General features: G+C 68.5%; 16 protein-coding genes. 12 read left to right on the forward strand and 4 right to left on the reverse strand.

Translation table 11 applies throughout. The annotated features are described in order from the left end of the window. The first annotated feature begins 119 nt into the window (after window positions 1-119). The 6 genes from JOF42_RS03380 to JOF42_RS03405 all read left to right on the forward strand — a co-directional run bounded on the left by JOF42_RS03380 (window position 120) and on the right by JOF42_RS03405 (window position 5,363). The gene (locus JOF42_RS03380; RefSeq protein ID WP_210096561.1) at window positions 120-1,553 is read left to right on the forward strand and encodes a dihydrolipoyl dehydrogenase family protein; all 1,434 of its coding nucleotides are present in this window, start codon (window positions 120-122) and stop codon (window positions 1,551-1,553) included. A 171-nt stretch (window positions 1,554-1,724) separates the two neighbouring features. After that, window positions 1,725-2,027, forward strand: coding sequence for a DUF427 domain-containing protein (locus JOF42_RS03385; protein WP_194764477.1), 303 nt, complete (start codon window positions 1,725-1,727; stop codon window positions 2,025-2,027). Between the two features lie 64 nt (window positions 2,028-2,091). Then, a complete protein-coding gene (locus tag JOF42_RS03390) occupies window positions 2,092-2,979 on the forward strand; it encodes an ABC transporter ATP-binding protein (RefSeq protein ID WP_307803528.1) in 888 nt (295 codons plus the stop codon). Further along, window positions 2,976-3,656, forward strand: coding sequence for an ABC transporter permease (locus JOF42_RS03395; RefSeq protein WP_210096562.1), 681 nt, complete (start codon window positions 2,976-2,978; stop codon window positions 3,654-3,656). The genes JOF42_RS03390 and JOF42_RS03395 overlap by 4 nt, the downstream gene beginning before the upstream one ends. Next, a complete protein-coding gene (locus JOF42_RS03400) occupies window positions 3,653-4,384 on the forward strand; it encodes an ABC transporter permease (RefSeq protein ID WP_210096563.1) in 732 nt (243 codons plus the stop codon). The genes JOF42_RS03395 and JOF42_RS03400 overlap by 4 nt, the downstream gene beginning before the upstream one ends. A gap of 52 nt (window positions 4,385-4,436) precedes the next feature. Then, the gene (locus JOF42_RS03405) at window positions 4,437-5,363 is read left to right on the forward strand and encodes an ABC transporter substrate-binding protein (RefSeq protein ID WP_210096564.1); all 927 of its coding nucleotides are present in this window, start codon (window positions 4,437-4,439) and stop codon (window positions 5,361-5,363) included. A gap of 87 nt (window positions 5,364-5,450) precedes the next feature. On the opposite strand, the gene JOF42_RS03410 is transcribed toward JOF42_RS03405, so the two are convergent. Then, window positions 5,451-6,725 carry an AI-2E family transporter gene (locus JOF42_RS03410; RefSeq protein WP_245340710.1) on the reverse strand — a complete coding sequence of 425 codons (1,275 nt, stop codon included), beginning with the start codon at window positions 6,723-6,725 and terminating at the stop codon, window positions 5,451-5,453. A gap of 94 nt (window positions 6,726-6,819) precedes the next feature. On the opposite strand from JOF42_RS03410, the gene JOF42_RS03415 reads away from it, so the two are divergent. Continuing rightward, window positions 6,820-7,119, forward strand: a complete 300-nt coding sequence (locus tag JOF42_RS03415; RefSeq protein WP_042541193.1) for a chorismate mutase — start codon at window positions 6,820-6,822, stop codon at window positions 7,117-7,119. Window positions 7,120-7,257: 138 nt separating this feature from the next. Further along, the gene (locus JOF42_RS03420) at window positions 7,258-8,424 is read left to right on the forward strand and encodes an ROK family protein (protein WP_210096565.1); all 1,167 of its coding nucleotides are present in this window, start codon (window positions 7,258-7,260) and stop codon (window positions 8,422-8,424) included. Between the two features lie 167 nt (window positions 8,425-8,591). Here the strand turns inward: JOF42_RS03420 and JOF42_RS03425 are convergent, their stop codons facing one another. Genes JOF42_RS03425 through JOF42_RS03435 form a run of 3 tightly spaced genes read right to left on the reverse strand, consistent with a single transcriptional unit; the run spans window position 8,592 to window position 11,764 of the window. Continuing rightward, window positions 8,592-9,512 (reverse strand): carbohydrate ABC transporter permease, encoded by a 921-nt coding sequence (locus JOF42_RS03425; RefSeq protein ID WP_210096566.1) that lies wholly within the window; start codon window positions 9,510-9,512, stop codon window positions 8,592-8,594. Between the two features lie 2 nt (window positions 9,513-9,514). After that, window positions 9,515-10,489: a carbohydrate ABC transporter permease gene (locus tag JOF42_RS03430; RefSeq protein ID WP_210096567.1), complete on the reverse strand. Its 975-nt coding sequence runs from the start codon at window positions 10,487-10,489 to the stop codon at window positions 9,515-9,517. Between the two features lie 30 nt (window positions 10,490-10,519). Then, on the reverse strand, window positions 10,520-11,764 hold the full coding sequence (locus JOF42_RS03435; protein ID WP_210096568.1) for an extracellular solute-binding protein: 1,245 nt from the start codon (window positions 11,762-11,764) through the stop codon (window positions 10,520-10,522). Between the two features lie 290 nt (window positions 11,765-12,054). Here JOF42_RS03435 and JOF42_RS03440 point away from each other — a divergent pair, with 290 nt between their 5' ends. From JOF42_RS03440 to JOF42_RS03455, 4 genes are read left to right on the forward strand one after another with little or no spacing between them, the layout of a single operon-like run. Next, window positions 12,055-12,951, forward strand: a complete 897-nt coding sequence (locus tag JOF42_RS03440; RefSeq protein ID WP_210096569.1) for an SIS domain-containing protein — start codon at window positions 12,055-12,057, stop codon at window positions 12,949-12,951. Window positions 12,952-12,975: 24 nt separating this feature from the next. Then, window positions 12,976-13,968: an ROK family protein gene (locus JOF42_RS03445; RefSeq protein WP_210096570.1), complete on the forward strand. Its 993-nt coding sequence runs from the start codon at window positions 12,976-12,978 to the stop codon at window positions 13,966-13,968. Next, window positions 13,965-14,906, forward strand: a complete 942-nt coding sequence (locus tag JOF42_RS03450; protein ID WP_210096571.1) for a 1-phosphofructokinase family hexose kinase — start codon at window positions 13,965-13,967, stop codon at window positions 14,904-14,906. Before JOF42_RS03445 ends, JOF42_RS03450 begins: the two co-directional genes overlap by 4 nt. Beyond that, the gene (locus JOF42_RS03455) at window positions 14,903-15,757 is read left to right on the forward strand and encodes a class II fructose-bisphosphate aldolase (RefSeq protein WP_210096572.1); all 855 of its coding nucleotides are present in this window, start codon (window positions 14,903-14,905) and stop codon (window positions 15,755-15,757) included. Before JOF42_RS03450 ends, JOF42_RS03455 begins: the two co-directional genes overlap by 4 nt. The last annotated feature ends 16 nt before the right edge of the window (window positions 15,758-15,773 follow it).

Raw genomic sequence — 15,773 nt, forward strand, 5'->3', positions numbered from 1 at the left:
CGGGACGAACACGGACGGCACGACGCGCCCGGAGCGCTCTTGCACAAGCTCCGGCGGAACACCACCCCGTGACTCGGCGTTGCTTCTGAGCAAGACTGGGCGACGGAGAGGTGCACCCCATGACTGCTGAGAAGACCGACGAATACGACCTGATCGTGCTGGGCGGAGGTCCCGTGGGCGAGAACGTCGCCGACCGCGCCGTGCAGGACGGACTGACCGCGATCATCGTGGAGAGCGAACTGGTCGGCGGCGAGTGCTCGTACTGGGCGTGCATGCCGTCGAAGGCGCTGCTGCGCTCTGGGCAGGCGCTGCGCGCGGCGCAGCACGTCGCAGGAGCCAAGGAGGCGGTGACCGGAAAGCTCGACGTGCGGGCGGTGTTCGACCGCCGCGACTCGTTCACGAGCAACTGGTCGGACGACGGTCAGGTGAAGTGGCTCGACTCGGCCGGCATCGACCTGGCCCGAGGTCACGGTCGCCTGACGGGCGAGCGCGAGGTGACGGTGACGGATGCCGACGGCGGCACCCGCGTGCTCCGCGCCCGCCATGCCGTCGCGATCAGCACGGGTTCGGATGCCGTCATCCCGCCGATCGAGGGCCTGCGCGAGTCATCCCCGTGGACGAGCCGTGAGGCGACGAGTGCCGAAGAGCTTCCCGAGTCGCTGGCCGTGATCGGCGGAGGAGTGGTCGCGGTCGAGATGGCGACGGCATACGCGGCTCTCGGCTCGACGGTGACGATCATCGCCCGGAGCGGCCTGCTCGGCACGATGGAGCCGTTCGCGGGTGAGCGGGTGGCCGCGGGGCTGAAGGAACTCGGCGTCGACGTGCGCACCGACACGGGGACCACCGGCGTCACGCGCGGCGACGACGGGGTGTCGATCGTGCTCGACGACGGATCGACGGTCACCGCGGCGGAGGTGCTCGTCGCGACGGGCCGTTCGCCGCGCAGCGGAGACATCGGGCTCGACGTCGTGGGCCTCGAGCCGGGGCGCTGGATCACGGTCGACGACACGCTGCGCGTCCCCGGATCCGACTGGCTCTACGCGGTCGGCGATGTCAACGGCCGCGTGCTCCTCACGCATCAGGGCAAGTATCAGGCGCGGGCGGCCGGCGATGTCATCGCGGCTCGGGCGCAGGGCGCGGATGTCGACGACGAGCCCTGGGGAAAGCATGTGGCGACGGCCGACAAGACCGCAGCCCCCCAGGTGACGTTCTCGTTCCCCGAGGTGGCATCGGTCGGGCAGACCGAGGCCGAGGCCCGTGAGGCGGGCACAGATGTCGTCGTGGTGGATTACGACCTCGGCGGGGTCGCGGGCGCCAGCCTCTACGAGGACGGCTTCGAGGGCCAGGCCCGCATCGTGATCGACAAGGAGCGTGACGTCATCATCGGCGCCACCTTCGTCGGCCCCGAGGTCGCCGAGCTCGTGCAGACCGCGACCGTGGCGATCGTGGGCGAGGTGCCCATCGCGCGCCTCTGGCACGCCGTTCCGGCCTACCCGACGATCAGCGAGGTCTGGCTGCGGCTGCTGGAGGGCTACGGGCGGGATTCGGCATGATCTCTCGAACCATCTGTTCCGGCATCCGCTCCGAACAGACCGTGAGAAGACGGGTGCGCTCGGCGTGCCCGGCGCAGGTTTGTTTCTCACATTGACGGCCCCCAGCGCAAGCCTGGGGCGGATGTCGCACACCTCTTATACGCTCGAAACCACATCCGAGGAGGCAGGACCATGAAGGCTGTACTCGCAGGAACCGTCATCGCCGAAGCAGACGAGAGCGATCTCGCGCGCATCGAAGGCAACTGGTACTTTCCGCCGGCATCCATCACCGAGGGCGCGCTCGTCGAGAGCCCGACCCCGTACACCTGCCCGTGGAAGGGCGCTGCCCAGTACTACTCGGTGCAGGCCGGCGGCGAGCTGCACACCGACTATGCCTGGTCGTATCCGACCCCGTACCCGAGCGCCTTCGACCGTGTCGGCAAGGACTTCTCGGGCTTCGTCGCGTTCGACCCCCGCGTCGAAGTGTCCGCATGACCTCTGTATGCCGCAGCCGGGGCGCTGATGCCCGTCTCGTCGATCGATCGACCGGAGAGTAATCGTGATCGAATTCCGCAACGTCACCAAGCAGTTCCCCGACGGCACGACAGCCGTCAAGGACTTCAGCCTGGTTCTGCCCTCCCGCCAGACGACCGTCTTCGTCGGATCTTCCGGCTGTGGCAAGACCACTCTGCTGCGGATGATCAACCGCATGGTCGAGCCCACCTCGGGTGACGTCGAGATCGACGGCGAGAGCGTGCTCGGCGGCGATCCGGTCGCGCTGCGCCGCAGCATCGGCTATGTGATGCAGAACTCGGGCCTCATGCCGCACTTCACCGTGATCGACAACGTCGCGACGGTGCTGCGCCTGACCGGCGTGAAGAAGGGTCCGGCTCACGAGCGGGCGCGCGAGCTGCTGGCCACCGTCGGTCTCGACCAGTCGCTGGCCGAGCGGTACCCGAGCCAGCTCTCGGGTGGGCAGCAGCAGCGTGTCGGGGTGGCCCGAGGCCTCGCGGCAGACCCGAACATCCTGCTCATGGACGAGCCTTTCGGCGCCGTCGACCCGATCGTGCGCGCCGACCTGCAGCAGGAGACGCTGCGGCTGCAGCGCGAACTCGACAAGACGGTGGTGTTCGTCACGCACGACATCGACGAGGCCTTCCTGCTCGGCGACCAGGTCGTGATCCTCGACAAGGGTGCCCGTATCGTGCAGGTGGGCAGCCCGAGCGAGATCATCGAGAACCCGGCAGACGACTTCGTCGCTTCCTTCATCGGAGCCGACCGCGGACGCCGCGCTCTGCACCTCAAAGAGACGCCGCACGGCACCGTGGTGGTCGACTCCGAGGGTCGCACCCAGGGTGCGATCGTGGGCGACGCCGAGAAGTCCGACGGTCCGCTGGCCGGGCCGGATGCCGCCGCCCTCGGTGCGGTCCGGGGCGAGCGCGCGTGAATTGGGTCACCGACAACCTCGGGTTGATCTTCGAGCTGACTCTGGTGCATCTGCGTCAGAGCATCATCCCGATCGTGCTCGGTTTCGTGCTGTCGCTCCCGCTCGGCTGGGTCGCCTGGCGGTTCCGCCTCGTACGCGGACCCATCATCGTGCTCACCGGCCTGCTGTACACGATCCCGTCGCTCGCGCTGCTGATCCTGTTGCCCGCCGCGCTCGGGTACTCGGCGATCAGCGAGTCGAACCTCGTGATCGCGCTGACCATCTACGCGATCGCGATCCTCGTGCGTGCGGTGTCCGACGGGCTCGACTCTGTCGATGACGGCGTCCGCCAGGCCGCGACGGCCACCGGGTTCGCCGCCTTCCGCCGCTTCTGGGCGGTCGAGTTCCCGCTCGCCGGGCCCGTGATCCTCGCCGGCCTCCGCGTCACCGCTGTGAGCACGATCTCGCTGGCCACGGTCGGCATCCTGATCGGCGTCACCAATCTCGGCTACCTCTTCACGAACGGCCTCGAGCGCCGCATCATCGCCGAGGTCTTCGCGGGTGTCGTCGCGGTCGTCGTGATCGCACTCGTGATCGACCTGATCCTCCTGCTTCTCGGGCGAGCGCTGATGCCGTGGACGCGCGCCGCGTCGAAGCCCGCCGCCGCCCGTGCGCTCGCCGTGGGGGCTCCCGCATGAACCTCTTCGCCGAAGCCATCGCCTGGATGCTCGCCCCCGAGCAGTGGCAGGGTCGCTATGCGCTGCCGGTGCTGCTCGGCCAGCACCTCGCCCTCACCGCGATCTCCGTGCTGATCGCGGCGGTCATCGCGCTGCCGATCGGGTGGCTCATCGGGCACACGGGTCGTGGCCGCGAGATCGCGGTCGCCGTCTCCGGAGCCGCCCGCGCGATCCCCGCCTTCGGTCTGATGGTGCTGCTCGTGCTGCTGCTCGGCGTGCTGCGCATCCCCGAGGCGGCCATCGTCACGTTCGTGCTCCTCGCCATCCCCTCGCTGCTCGCTGGCGCCTACACCGGGCTCGAGGCGATCGACCGCCGCGTGATCGACTCGGCCAAGGCGATGGGGATGACCGGCTGGCAGATCTTCTGGAAGGTCGAGGTGCCGCTGGGCCTGCCGCTTCTGGTCGGCGGCATCCGCTCGGCGCTGCTGCAGGTGATCGCGACCGTCACGATCGCCGCCTACGTCAACCTCGGCGGCCTCGGCTGGCCGATCATCCAGGGCATCCCCCTGCGCCGGTTCGATCAGGTGCTCGCCGGTGCGATCATCGTCGCCGTGCTCGCCCTGCTCGTCGACCTGCTCCTCGCGGCCGCACAGCACGCCGCCGTTCCTGCGGGTCTCCGCACCGGTCGCCCCGAACGCCGTCGGTCGCGAGGGTCCGCGCAGCCGACCGCCGCACCGGCCACCGCCTGAATCGTCCATCTCCGTGATGTCCCCCACAGCAGTTCCAGAGAAGAGGAAGTCCATGTTCACAGCACGAGGCAAGCGTTCTGTCTTCGCCGTCGGCCTGGTCGCCGCGGCAGCACTCGCCCTGTCGGCCTGCTCGTCGAGCAACCCGCTCGACGAGCAGTCGTCCGACTCGAGTGAAGGCTCGGGCAGCGGCGACACGATCGTCGTCGGCTCGCAGGCGTACTACTCCAACGAGATCATCGCCGAGATCTACGCCCAGGCGCTCGAGGCGGCAGGCTTCGACGTCGAGAAGAAGCTCAACATCGGCCAGCGCGACGCGTACATGCCCGACGTCGAGTCCGGTGACATCAACGTCTTCCCCGAGTACACGGGCAGCCTGCTCGAGTACATCTCGGACGACGAGGTCGACGTCACCAGCCCTGACGACGTCTACGCGGCTCTGCAGGATGCTCTGCCCGAGAGCCTGACGGCCCTCGACTTCGCCGAGGCGACCGACCAGGACTCCTACACGGTGCTGAAGAGCTTCGCCGAGGAGAACGGCCTGAAGACGATCGGCGACCTGTCGAAGGTGACCTCTCAGGTCACGATCGGCGCGGCTCCCGAGTTCGAGCAGCGTCCGTACAGCCCGGCGAAGGCCAAGGAGGTCTACGGCGTCGACCTGGCGTTCTCGGCCACCGGCCCGACCACGCTCGAGTCGCTGCTCGCCGGCCAGATCCAGGTCGCCGACATCTACACGGCCGACCCGGCCTTCGAGACCGAAGACATCGTCGCGCTCGAAGACCCCGAGAACCTCATCATCTCGTCGAACGTGGTGCCGATCGTCTCGAGCGACATCGCCGACGACGTGTCCGACGTGCTCAACGCCATCAGCGCCAAGCTGACCGGTGAGGAGCTCGTCGCGCTCAACGTTCTGAGCACGGTCGACCAGCAGTCGTCGGCCGACATCGCCAAGAAGTGGCTCGAGGACAACGACCTCGTCTGATCCGAGTCGCCTCACGCGAAGCGCCCGGTCCCTGAGGGGGCCGGGCGCTTCGCGTGTGCGGGGTGGTGGGAGCCGGCTCGGGGCGGGCTAGACCCGGGCATCCTGCCGCGGGATCAGCACCTGCTTGATGATGATGAGGATGGATGCGGCGACCGGCACCGCCACGAGGGCGCCGAGCAGGCCGAGCAGCGTGCCGCCGGCCAGCGCGCCGATCACGACGAGCGCCCCGGGAACGGCGACGGCCTTGTTCATCACGCGGGGAGTGATGACGTACGCCTCGATCTGCATGTAGACCACGTAGATGAGGGCGAACACGAGCGCCGCTACCGGATCGCTGAAGAGCGCGAGCCCACTGCCGATGATCCAGAAGATCACCGATCCGACGAGCGGGATCAGGGTGATGCAGAACGCGACGGTCGCCATCAGCGGAGGGAACGGCAGGCCGAGGAAGAGATAGAGCAGGAAGGTGAGGACGGCGTTGCAGAACGCGAGCACGACCATCCCCATGACATAGGCGCCGACGGAGTCGGTGATCTGGTCGGTGATGTCGCTTGCGCGAGCGCGGTCACGGGCAGGAGCGAGACGCAGCATTCCCGTCTTGATCGAGGGCAGGGTCGCGACGAAGTAGAGCGTGAGCACGAGCACCACGATGATGCCCGAGATCGCATTCGCGATCGACGCACCGACCTGCAGGGCCCCTCCGCCGATCGCGGCGATGTTGCCGGGGTCGGTGAGGAACTTCTGCACGTCGGTGACCAGGGATTCGAACTGGTCGCCGAACTGGTCTTCGAGGGTCGCGTAGATGTCGCTGCGCATGAACTCCTGGATCATGCCGGGCACCGACCGGATGAAGCTCGCGATCTGCTCGATCACGACAGGCAGCACCATCCACACCACGAGGCCCGCCACGACGATGAGCCCGAGGATCGCGACGACCACGGAGATGGCCCGAGACAGCCCGCGCCGTTCGAGGAAGCGCACGGTCGGATCGAGTCCCAGTGCGGCGAAGAGCGCGAGGGCGATGTAGATGAGAACGGTCGAGAGGTTCGCGACGGCCAGGCCGAGCACGAGCGCCGCGAGGCCCCCGAGCGTCACGAGGAAGCCGAACACGAACGGGCGGTCGATGCGCGTCCAGAACGAGCGGCTCGGCGTCATCGGCTCGACGACGCCAGTGCGGGGAGCCTGTGACACTGTCTGGTCGACGAGCGCGGTCGTGACGACGGTCGGGGACTCGGATTCACCGACGACGGCTGAGTCGCCGGCGGTCTCGGCAGGTGCCGACACCCGTGACTCCGAGGTCGGGGACGGGGCGGATGCGGCAGCGGACGCGCTCGACGACGGTTCCTGCTCTTCTCGGCTCATGTGCTCACGATAGCGCTCGACAGCGGCGCGACCGGGGAGCATCCGCGCTGTCGCATGGGGTCGTTCAGCCCCGTGTTTCCGTAGAGTAGGGGGCATGACCGCCGCCGAAGATCCCCGGGCTGAACTCCTCCGACTGCGCTCGAGCATCGACAACATCGATGCCGCACTCATCTTCATGCTCGCGGAGCGCTTCCGCGCCACGCAGCAGGTCGGGCAGCTGAAAGCCGAGCATGAGATGCCGGCATCCGATCCCGGCCGCGAAGAGCAGCAGGTCGCGCGCCTCAAGGCACTCGCCGAGGATGCGCATCTCGACCCCGAGTTCGCCGAGAAGTGGTTCAACTTCGTGGTGGCCGAGGTGATCCGCCATCACACGGAAGCCGCTGAGGGGCGATGAGCCGGCCTTCCGGGCGAGTGACAGTGTGTGCAGCACTCACCCGCCCGGGGACCGAACTAAGTTTATTGAATAAACTATGACCGAGGGTACGCAGAACCCCCTGGTCTGTCAATCAATTCCGACAACGGGACCGGCTCCATGCTGAACGGCGACGACGCACTCGACACGCAGGCGTCGGTTCGTCGTGCCAACCTGCGGCGGGCGCTGCAGCTCGTGTTCCGTGAACCCGGCACGCAGACGCGCGCAGGCATCGCTCGCGCGACCGGGCTCACGGCGGCCACCGCCTCGTCTCTCGTCGCCGAGCTCATCGATCTCCAGCTGATCGCCGAGGGCGCCCAGGCCGCCAGCACCGGGGGCAAGCGGGCGACGACGCTCAGCATCGACGCTGCTCATCACCTCATCCTGGTGCTCGTGGTCCGGCCGACTGACGCGCGCATCGCGCTGGTCGGTCTCGACGGCGCCGAGGTCGAGACGCGCAGGGTCGCGTACTCGGAGGAGTCCCGCGATCGGATGCTCGACGACGCGCTCGCCGAGATCGCGGCCGCACACCGCGACCGTCTGCTCGTCGCCGGTGTGCAGCTCCCCGGCACGACCGACGGCCGACGCGTCTTTGAGAGCGTGCAGCTCGGCTGGACCGACGTCGCTCTCGCCGATCGGTTCGAGGCGCTGCTCGGCGTGCCCGTATTGCTCGTCAACGACGTGGATGCCGAGGCGATCGCCGAGTCCGCCAGGGAGCAGGAGTCGTCGGGGTACCGCCTCTTCATCCACATCGGCACCGGGATCGGAGCGGCGGTCACGCTCGACGGCGAACTCGCCCCCGGACCCCGTGACCGCGCCGGTGAGATCGGCCACGTGCAGGTGCAGTTCGGCGACGCCGCACGCCCCTGCCGCTGCGGACGACAGGGGTGCCTGGAGTCGGTGGCATCGATGACGGCCATGTTCGGCGACACCTTCGACGACGCGCTCGACGACCGGGCGATCGAGGCCCTCGCCGCGACCGCCGACAGCGAGCGGCTGGCCGACGGCGCACGCGCACTGGCGCGCACGATCAAGCTCATCGCGGCGGTGCTCGACGCCGCCGAGGTCGTGATCGGCGGCCCGGCGCGCGCGCTCGGCGATCGGTTCCTCCGTCTCGTGCAGGCCGAGATCGACTACACCGCCACCGGAACGGCGAACGTGCCCGTGCGGTACGCCGATGCGGACGCCTCGATCTCCACCGGGGTCGCTCAGGTGGCGCTGTCGAGCGCGCTGGGCGTGCGCTGGAGCCCGGCGCAGCTGCGCGCGGCATCCGCTTCTCACGACTGACGCTGCGCGCTTCCGCGCTCGTGTCGGTTCCGGTCGCACTTCGAGCCGCTTGTGAGCGCGAATGGCGGCACGAAGTGCGACCGGAACGAGCCTGAACGCTGCAGTCCGCCCGGAGACAGCGATGCGGAGCGCCACCGGGGTGGCGCTCCGCATCGATACCGCGGGGTCTACTTCACGCTGCCAGCGGTGAGGCCGCCGACGAGGCGCTTCTCGATCAGCATGAACAGGATGACGACGGGCAGGATCGCGACGATCGAGACGCCGAACACGTACTGCCAGCTGGTCTCGTACTGACCCACGAACTTCGTCAGCGCGACCGAGAGCGGCTGGTTCTTGTCGGTGGAGAGGATGACGAGCGATGCGGCGAACTCGTTCCAGCAGGCCACGAACGTGAAGACGATCGCGGTCACGATGCCCGGCCACACGAGCGGCAGGTTGATCTTGAACAGCACGGTGAAGCGCCCGGCGCCGTCGATCTGGGCGGCCTCGTCGACCTCCTTGGGGATGCCGGCGAAGAACGAGTGCATGATCCACACCGCGAACGAGAGGTTGAACGCCGCGTTGATGAAGATCATCGCCGCCCACGTGTCACCGAGTCCCAGGGTCGTGAACTGGCGGAACAGACCCGAGGTGAGCACGGCGGGCTGCAGCATCTGCGTCACGATCACGAGGAACAGGAACACCATGCGACCGGGGAACTTGAACCGGGCGGTGTAGTACGCCGCGGGGAGCGAGACCACGAGCACCAGCAGCGTCGCGAACACGGCGATGATGATCGTCGAGATCAGGTTGTACGGCAGCGGCGTCTCGGGGGTCGACCACATCGAGATGTAGTTCTCCCAGTGCCACTCGGTCGGGAGGTACGTCGGGTCGACCGAGCGGATCTGCGGCTTGGTCTTCACCGAGCCGAAGAACATGATCAGGTAAGGCAGCACGAAGATCGCGAGCACGAGGATGCCGGCGGCCATGCGCAGGATGACGCGGGGCAGCGTCACCTGGTCTTCGGTGTATCGGCGCTTGCGGCCCGGGATGCGGGGAGCGGCGTCGTCTCCGGCGGTCGTGACGAGGGCGGTCTCGGTCAGGGTCATGATCAGACCTCCTTCATGGGCTTGACGGCCTTGACGTAGATCGCGACGATCACGATCACGATGAGGAAGGCCACGACCGAGAGCGCACTCGCGACGTCGACCTTCTTCTGCAGCTCGATGTACTTGAAGATCATCGTCATGATCGTGTCGGCGCCGTAGCCGGGGATCGAGCCCGTCATCACCTTGAGGATCGGCAGCGAGTTGAACACGTTGATGATGTTGATGAGCACGGCGACCGCGAGAGCGCTGCGCAACTGCGGCAGCACGATGGTCCAGTACGTGCGGGTCGCTCCGGCGCCGTCCATCTTCGCGGCCTCGAGGGTGTCGGACGGAACCGTCTGCAGTCCCGCCAGGATCGTGTACGTCGTGAACGGCAGCGAGACGAAGACGGCGATCACGATCGACCACGCGAAGGCGGTCGCCGGGTTCTTCGTCCACCCGTAGCCGACCGCGTCATCGGAGAGCCCGATGTCGTACAGGAACTTGTTGAAGACTCCGAAGTACGGCTCGAGGCTGTAATAGAAGACCATGGTCGTCATCACGACGGATGCCGCCCACGGCACGATGACGGCCATGCGCACGATCTGTCGGCCGGGGAAGGCCTTGTTGAGAATCTGCGCGAGGCCCAGCGAGATCATCACGGTGAAGCCGACCACGACGACGACCCAGACGACCGTGCGGAAGATGATCGGCCAGAACTCGGCGAACGTGAACACCGTCACGAAGTTGTCGAAGCCGACCGAGCCCTTGTCGAGGCCCGACAGCGAGATGTCGCGGGTGGAGTTGAAGAACATCACACCGGCGGGGAACAGCACCACGCCGATGATGAGGAGCAGGGCGGGGGCGATCCAGGGCAGCGCCTGGAGCAGGTCCTTTCCGCCGGGCTTGCCGCGGGCGGCGCCGGATCGGCGGCCCGGGGTGCGGGGGCGGCCGGTGGCCGCCCCCGCGAGGTTCGAGGATTCTTTCGTCTGGCTCATGGAATATCCGAACCTCTCCGTCGGCGGGGCTCAGCCCGCGTCGACCTGTGCCTGGATCTCGGTCAGGACATCCTGCGCGGACTTCGTCTGCAGCTGGCCGAACAGCGACTTGAAGGCGCCGTCGGTGGCCGACCACTTCTCGTTCGTCGACGGGTAGAACTGTGCGTCGGGCAGCACGTCGAGGAACGGCTTGAGAGCCTCCTCGCCGGCGAGCTGCTCGGCACCCGACTTGGTGACGGGAAGGAAGCCCTCGGCCTGCACCCACGGCACGTACACGTCGGCCGAGTAGTAGTAGTCGAAGAACTTGGTGATCGCCTCCTGCTTGTCACCGTCGTTCTGGAACGCCATCAGCTGGTCCATGACGCCGAGCGTGAACGGCGAGCCGTCCTTCGTCGGGATCGGCACGATGGAGTAGTCGAGCTCGGGGTTGCCCTCTTCGATCTGGCCCACCGTCGGCGGCAGACCCACCTGCATGCCGATCTTGCCCTGGATGAAGATGTCCATCAGGGGCGAGCGCTGGGTCGAACCGGGGTCTGCCTGCGTGGCGCCGGCGTCGATCATCTTCTTGATCTGCTCGGCACCGACGAGGTTCTCGGGGGTGTCGATCGTGATCTCGGAGGCATCGCCGAACGAGCCGCCGCCGCCCCACAGCCACACGGCGGCCTCGGCCTGCGCCTCTTCGGAGCCGAGGGGCATGCCGTATCCGGCCACGCCGCCGCCGAGTGCCGACACCTTGGTCGCGGCATCCAGCAGCTCGTCCCAGGTCTTCGGCGCCTCGACGCCGGCCTGGTCGAGCAGGGTGTTGTTGACGAACAGTGCACGCGCCGAGGCGATCAGCGGCAGCGCGTAGGCGGTGCCGTCGACCTCGGCGTTCGCGAGGAACGCGTCCTGGAAGTCGGAGTACGTGTCTTCCGAGACGACGTCATCGACCGGGTAGAGCAGCTCGTCGCCGACGAACCCGGCGAACGGGCCGCCGTTGTAGATGTCGGGAGCCTCGCCGGCCTGGATCTTGGTCGAGACGACCTTCTCGAGGTTGTCCCACGACTGCACCTCGAGGTCGACCTTGATGTCGGGGTTCTCCTTCTCGAACCCGTCGATCACGTCTTCCCACAGGCCCTTGGTGGCGTCGGAGTAGCTGGGGACGAGGAGGTTGAGAGTGGTCTCGCCCTCGGCGTCTCCGCCGCTTCCGGTGGAGCCGCCGAACCCGCACGAAGCGAGCGTGAGCGTGGCGGTTGCCGCCAGGGCAACGGCGCCGAATCGCAGTGACTTCTTCATGTGTATTGCATTCCTCACTGTGTAGGTGGTGCACAGTCGCAAGCACAACTCACGCGACGGTGCGTGTGATCGCCTTCCCTTGGTGGCTGGGCGATCGGTCAAGCCGGGTCGGCTCGGAGAACCCTCCATGGACCGGGTCGCCGGAGGGGCGGTGGAACTTGTTCGATTATTTGTCAGGAGAATAAACAAATCAAGAGGAACCTTGCGACATTTCCTTGTGTCGAAATACTATGATCGAATCAGCACCTAAACAATCACAAACTTGCAACATCTGGTCCGGAGGGCCCGACATGACCGAACTTCTGCCCGGCGCACACATGCGCGAAGAGCTCACCTCGCAGCCCGAGACGTGGGCTCGCGCCGCCGATCTCCGCGATGCACAGGCACTGCTGCCCGCATCCGGAGCCCGCATCGCCGTCGTCGGCTGCGGCACCTCGTGGTTCATGGCGCAGTCGTACGCGTTCCTCCGCGAGACCTCCGGCCAGGGTGAGACCGACGCCTTCGCCGCCTCCGAGTCGTTCGTCGACCGCGGCTATGACGCCGTGGTCGCGCTCACGCGCTCGGGCACCACGACCGAGGTCCTCGAACTGGTCGACCGCATCAAGGGTCGCGTGCCCACGATCGGCGTGATCGGCGACGAGACCTCGCCGCTCGTCCCTCTCGTCGACGAGGCCGTGCTGCTGCCCTTCGCCGATGAGAAGTCGGTCGTGCAGACCCGCTTCGCGACGACCGCGCTCGCGCTGTTCCGGGCGTCGCTCGGTGAAGACCTCACCGGTGCGATCGAGGATGCCGCTGCCGTGCTCGCCGCCGACTATGACGACGAGCTCCGCGACGCCGAGCAGTACTCGTTCCTCGGCCGTGGCTGGACCGTCGGCCTCGCGCACGAGGCCGCACTGAAGATGCGCGAATCGTCGCAGTCGTGGACCGAGTCGTACCCGTCGATGGAATACCGCCACGGTCCGATCGCGATCGCCGCGCCGGGTCGCGTCACCTGGCAGTTCGGTGAGGCGCCCGAGGGTCTGGCCGCGCAGGTCGAGGCCACGGGGGCGCGTTTCGTGCAGCATCCGATCGATCCCCTGGCCGACCTCGTGCGCCTGCACCGCGTCGCACTCGACCGGGCCGTCGCGCGCGGCCTCGACCCCGACCAGCCTCGCAACCTCACGCGATCCGTCATCCTGGATGCATGACCCGACCCACCTGCGGAGCAGTCGATGACCAGGCCTGAGGATGCGCAGCGCATCGCCGATGTCGTGAGTGACGCGTCGGGCGAGCGGCTCGCCGTCGCGCGGACGCTGGGCGCAGGTGCGCCCGTGCTCGCGTTCGACGTGGGCGGCACCGACATCAAATCGGCGCTGTTCGACGCCGACGGCACGGCACTGGGCCTGCGACGCACCCCGACTCCCGTCGCCGACGGCGACCGCACCGAGGTGCTCATCGAGCGCCTCGGTGTGCTCGCCGCCGAGCTGCGAGCCGACCACCCCGACGTCGTGCCCCGGGCAGTCGGCCTCGTGGTGCCGGGCATCGTCGACGCGGATGCCGGGCTCGGCGTCTTCGCCAGCAACCTCGGCTGGCACGATTCCCCGCTGCGCGATCTCGCGTCGGCGAAGCTCGGTCTTCCGGTGGCGTTCGACCACGACGTGCGGGCAGCGAGCTGGGCGGAGCATCGCCTGGGCGGCGCCCGCGCCTACTCGAACTCGGTGGTGCTCGTCATCGGCACCGGCATCGCGGGCGCCCTGCTCGTGGGAGGAGAGCCCTACACAGCCGGCGGCTACGCCGGCGAGATCGGTCACTCGCCGATCGCCGACGGGCCCGTGTGCGCCTGCGGCGCCCGCGGATGCCTCGAGGTCGTCGCCTCGGCGGGGGCCATCGCGCGCCGCTACCGCGAGGCGACCGGGATCACGCCCGACGGCGCGAAAGACGTGATCGCACGTGCTGCGGCCGGCGATCCTGTCGCCTCCGAGATCTGGAACTCGGCACTCGACGCGCTGACCCTCTCGCTCGCCCAGCTCACCGCGGTCGTCGCCCCGGAAGCCGTCGTGATCGGCGGGGGCCTCTCGCGTGCAGGAGGCGCGCTCTTCGACGAGCTGCGTGCGCGCCTCGCCGCGCGGCTGAGCTTCCACCGCATCCCCGAACTCGTGCCCGCCGAGCTGTCGGGCAACGCCGGCATCCTCGGAGCGGCCCTGCGCGCAAGGGAGCTCGCATGATCCTCACCGTCACCCCCAACCCGGCGCTCGATCTCACCTGGCACGTCGATCGGCTCACCCTCGGCGAGACGCATCGAGCGGATGCCGGTGCGGCCCGTGCGGGCGGCAAGGGCCTCAACGTCGCGCGCGTCGCGCACGCCCAGGGCGCCTCGGTGCTCGCCGTCTCGACGGCCGGCGGTCGCGCCGGGGTGGAACTCGCCGCCGAGCTCGGGGCCAGTGGAGTGCCGCATCGGCTCGTGCCGGTGGTCGGTGCCACGAGGCAGAGCATCGCGATCGTCGACCGAGAGCTCGGCGACACCACGATCGTGAACGAGCGCGGTGTGAACCCCACCGATCCTGAGTGGGCGGCGCTGCTCGGCGAGGTCGTCGATGCCCTTCCCGGCGCGCAGGTGCTGGTGATCTCCGGCAGTCTGCCGCCGGGTGCTCCTGAGACGCTGCTGCCTCTGCTGATCGGCACGGCGCGGGATGCAGGTGTTCCCGTGATCGTCGACACCTCGGGCCCCGCTCTGCTGCTCGCGGCGGATGCAGGAGCATCCGTCGTCAAGCCGAACGCCGCCGAACTCGTCGAGGCGACGGGCCTCGCCGACCCCATCGAGGGTGCTCGGTCGCTCCTCGAGCGCGGGGTCGAGATGGTGCTGCTGTCGCTCGGCGCCGAGGGCATGCTCGCGGTCACGGCATCCGAGGTGCTGCACGCGCGCCTCGATGCCCCTCTCGCCGGCAACCCGACCGGTGCCGGCGATGCCGGAGTGGCTGCCTGCGCGGTGCTCTTCGCCGACGGCATCCGAGACCCCGAGACGATCCTCCGCCGAGCGACCGCCTGGTCGGCCGCCGCCGTGCTCATGCCGCTCGCCGGCGAGATCTCCGATGAGTGGGTCGCGCTCCAACAGCGCCTCGTCGTCGGCCCCTTCATCCCCACCGTTCGAGAGGAACGTCTGTGACCCTGGTCTCCGCCCGCGAGCTGGTGACGGATGCCGCGACGCGCGGCACCGGCATCGGCGCGTTCAACGTGATCCACCTCGAGACCGCCGAGGGGCTGGTGCGCGCCTCCGACGAGTCGGGGCTGCCGGTGATCCTGCAGATCTCGCAGAACTGCGCCGACTATCACGGCGGACTCGAGCCGATAGCGCTGGCGACCCTCGCGATCGCCCGTCGGGCCGCGACACCCGTGGCTGTGCACCTCGACCACGCCGAGCGGCCCGAGCTCGTCGACGAGGCCATCGCCCTCGGATTCGGCTCGGTGATGTTCGACGGCGGAACGCTGCCCTACGACGAGAACGTCGCGATCACCGCGGCCGTCGCCGAGCGCGCGCACGACGCGGGTGTCTACATCGAGGGCGAGCTCGGCGAGGTCGGCGGGAAGGACGGCGCTCACGCGCCGGGAGTGCGCACCGACCCCGACGAGGCGCGCGCGTTCGTCGCCGCGACGGGAGTCGACGCCCTGGCCGTGGCGGTGGGGTCGTCGCACGCGATGACCGATCGCACGGCATCCCTCGACCTCGACCTCATCGCGCGACTGCACGGCGCGCTCGACGTGCCGCTCGTGCTGCACGGCTCGTCGGGCGTCGCGGACGCCGTGATCGCCGACGCGGTGCGGGCGGGCATGACCAAGATCAACGTCTCGACCCACCTGAACGGCTTCTTCACCCGGGCGATCCGCTCGACGCTCGACGCCGACCAGATGCTCGTCGACTCTCGCAAGTACCTGACGCCTGCCCGTGACGCGCTCGCCGGCGAGGCCGCACGGATGCTGCGGCTGTTCGCCCTCGAGACCGTCGAGGTGGCGGGGTGAACTGCGCGAACCGGGC

Source organism: Microbacterium phyllosphaerae, from assembly GCF_017876435.1.
Lineage (GTDB): Bacteria > Actinomycetota > Actinomycetes > Actinomycetales > Microbacteriaceae > Microbacterium > Microbacterium phyllosphaerae.

Excerpts from the sequence above, each read along its gene's own strand:
- JOF42_RS03415 (WP_042541193.1), top strand. The coding sequence starts at position 6,820 with ATGACCGCCGCCGAAGATCCCCGGGCTGAACTCCTCCGACTGCGCTCG.
- JOF42_RS03420 (WP_210096565.1), top strand. The coding sequence starts at position 7,258 with ATGCTGAACGGCGACGACGCACTCGACACGCAGGCGTCGGTTCGTCGT.
- JOF42_RS03445 (WP_210096570.1), top strand. The coding sequence starts at position 12,976 with ATGACCAGGCCTGAGGATGCGCAGCGCATCGCCGATGTCGTGAGTGAC.
- JOF42_RS03380 (WP_210096561.1), top strand. The coding sequence starts at position 120 with ATGACTGCTGAGAAGACCGACGAATACGACCTGATCGTGCTGGGCGGA.
- JOF42_RS03405 (WP_210096564.1), top strand. The coding sequence starts at position 4,437 with ATGTTCACAGCACGAGGCAAGCGTTCTGTCTTCGCCGTCGGCCTGGTC.
- JOF42_RS03435 (WP_210096568.1), bottom strand. The coding sequence starts at position 11,764 with ATGAAGAAGTCACTGCGATTCGGCGCCGTTGCCCTGGCGGCAACCGCC.
- JOF42_RS03450 (WP_210096571.1), top strand. The coding sequence starts at position 13,965 with ATGATCCTCACCGTCACCCCCAACCCGGCGCTCGATCTCACCTGGCAC.
- JOF42_RS03400 (WP_210096563.1), top strand. The coding sequence starts at position 3,653 with ATGAACCTCTTCGCCGAAGCCATCGCCTGGATGCTCGCCCCCGAGCAG.
- JOF42_RS03385 (WP_194764477.1), top strand. The coding sequence starts at position 1,725 with ATGAAGGCTGTACTCGCAGGAACCGTCATCGCCGAAGCAGACGAGAGC.
- JOF42_RS03410 (WP_245340710.1), bottom strand. The coding sequence starts at position 6,725 with ATGAGCCGAGAAGAGCAGGAACCGTCGTCGAGCGCGTCCGCTGCCGCA.
- JOF42_RS03430 (WP_210096567.1), bottom strand. The coding sequence starts at position 10,489 with ATGAGCCAGACGAAAGAATCCTCGAACCTCGCGGGGGCGGCCACCGGC.
- JOF42_RS03440 (WP_210096569.1), top strand. The coding sequence starts at position 12,055 with ATGACCGAACTTCTGCCCGGCGCACACATGCGCGAAGAGCTCACCTCG.
- JOF42_RS03425 (WP_210096566.1), bottom strand. The coding sequence starts at position 9,512 with ATGACCCTGACCGAGACCGCCCTCGTCACGACCGCCGGAGACGACGCC.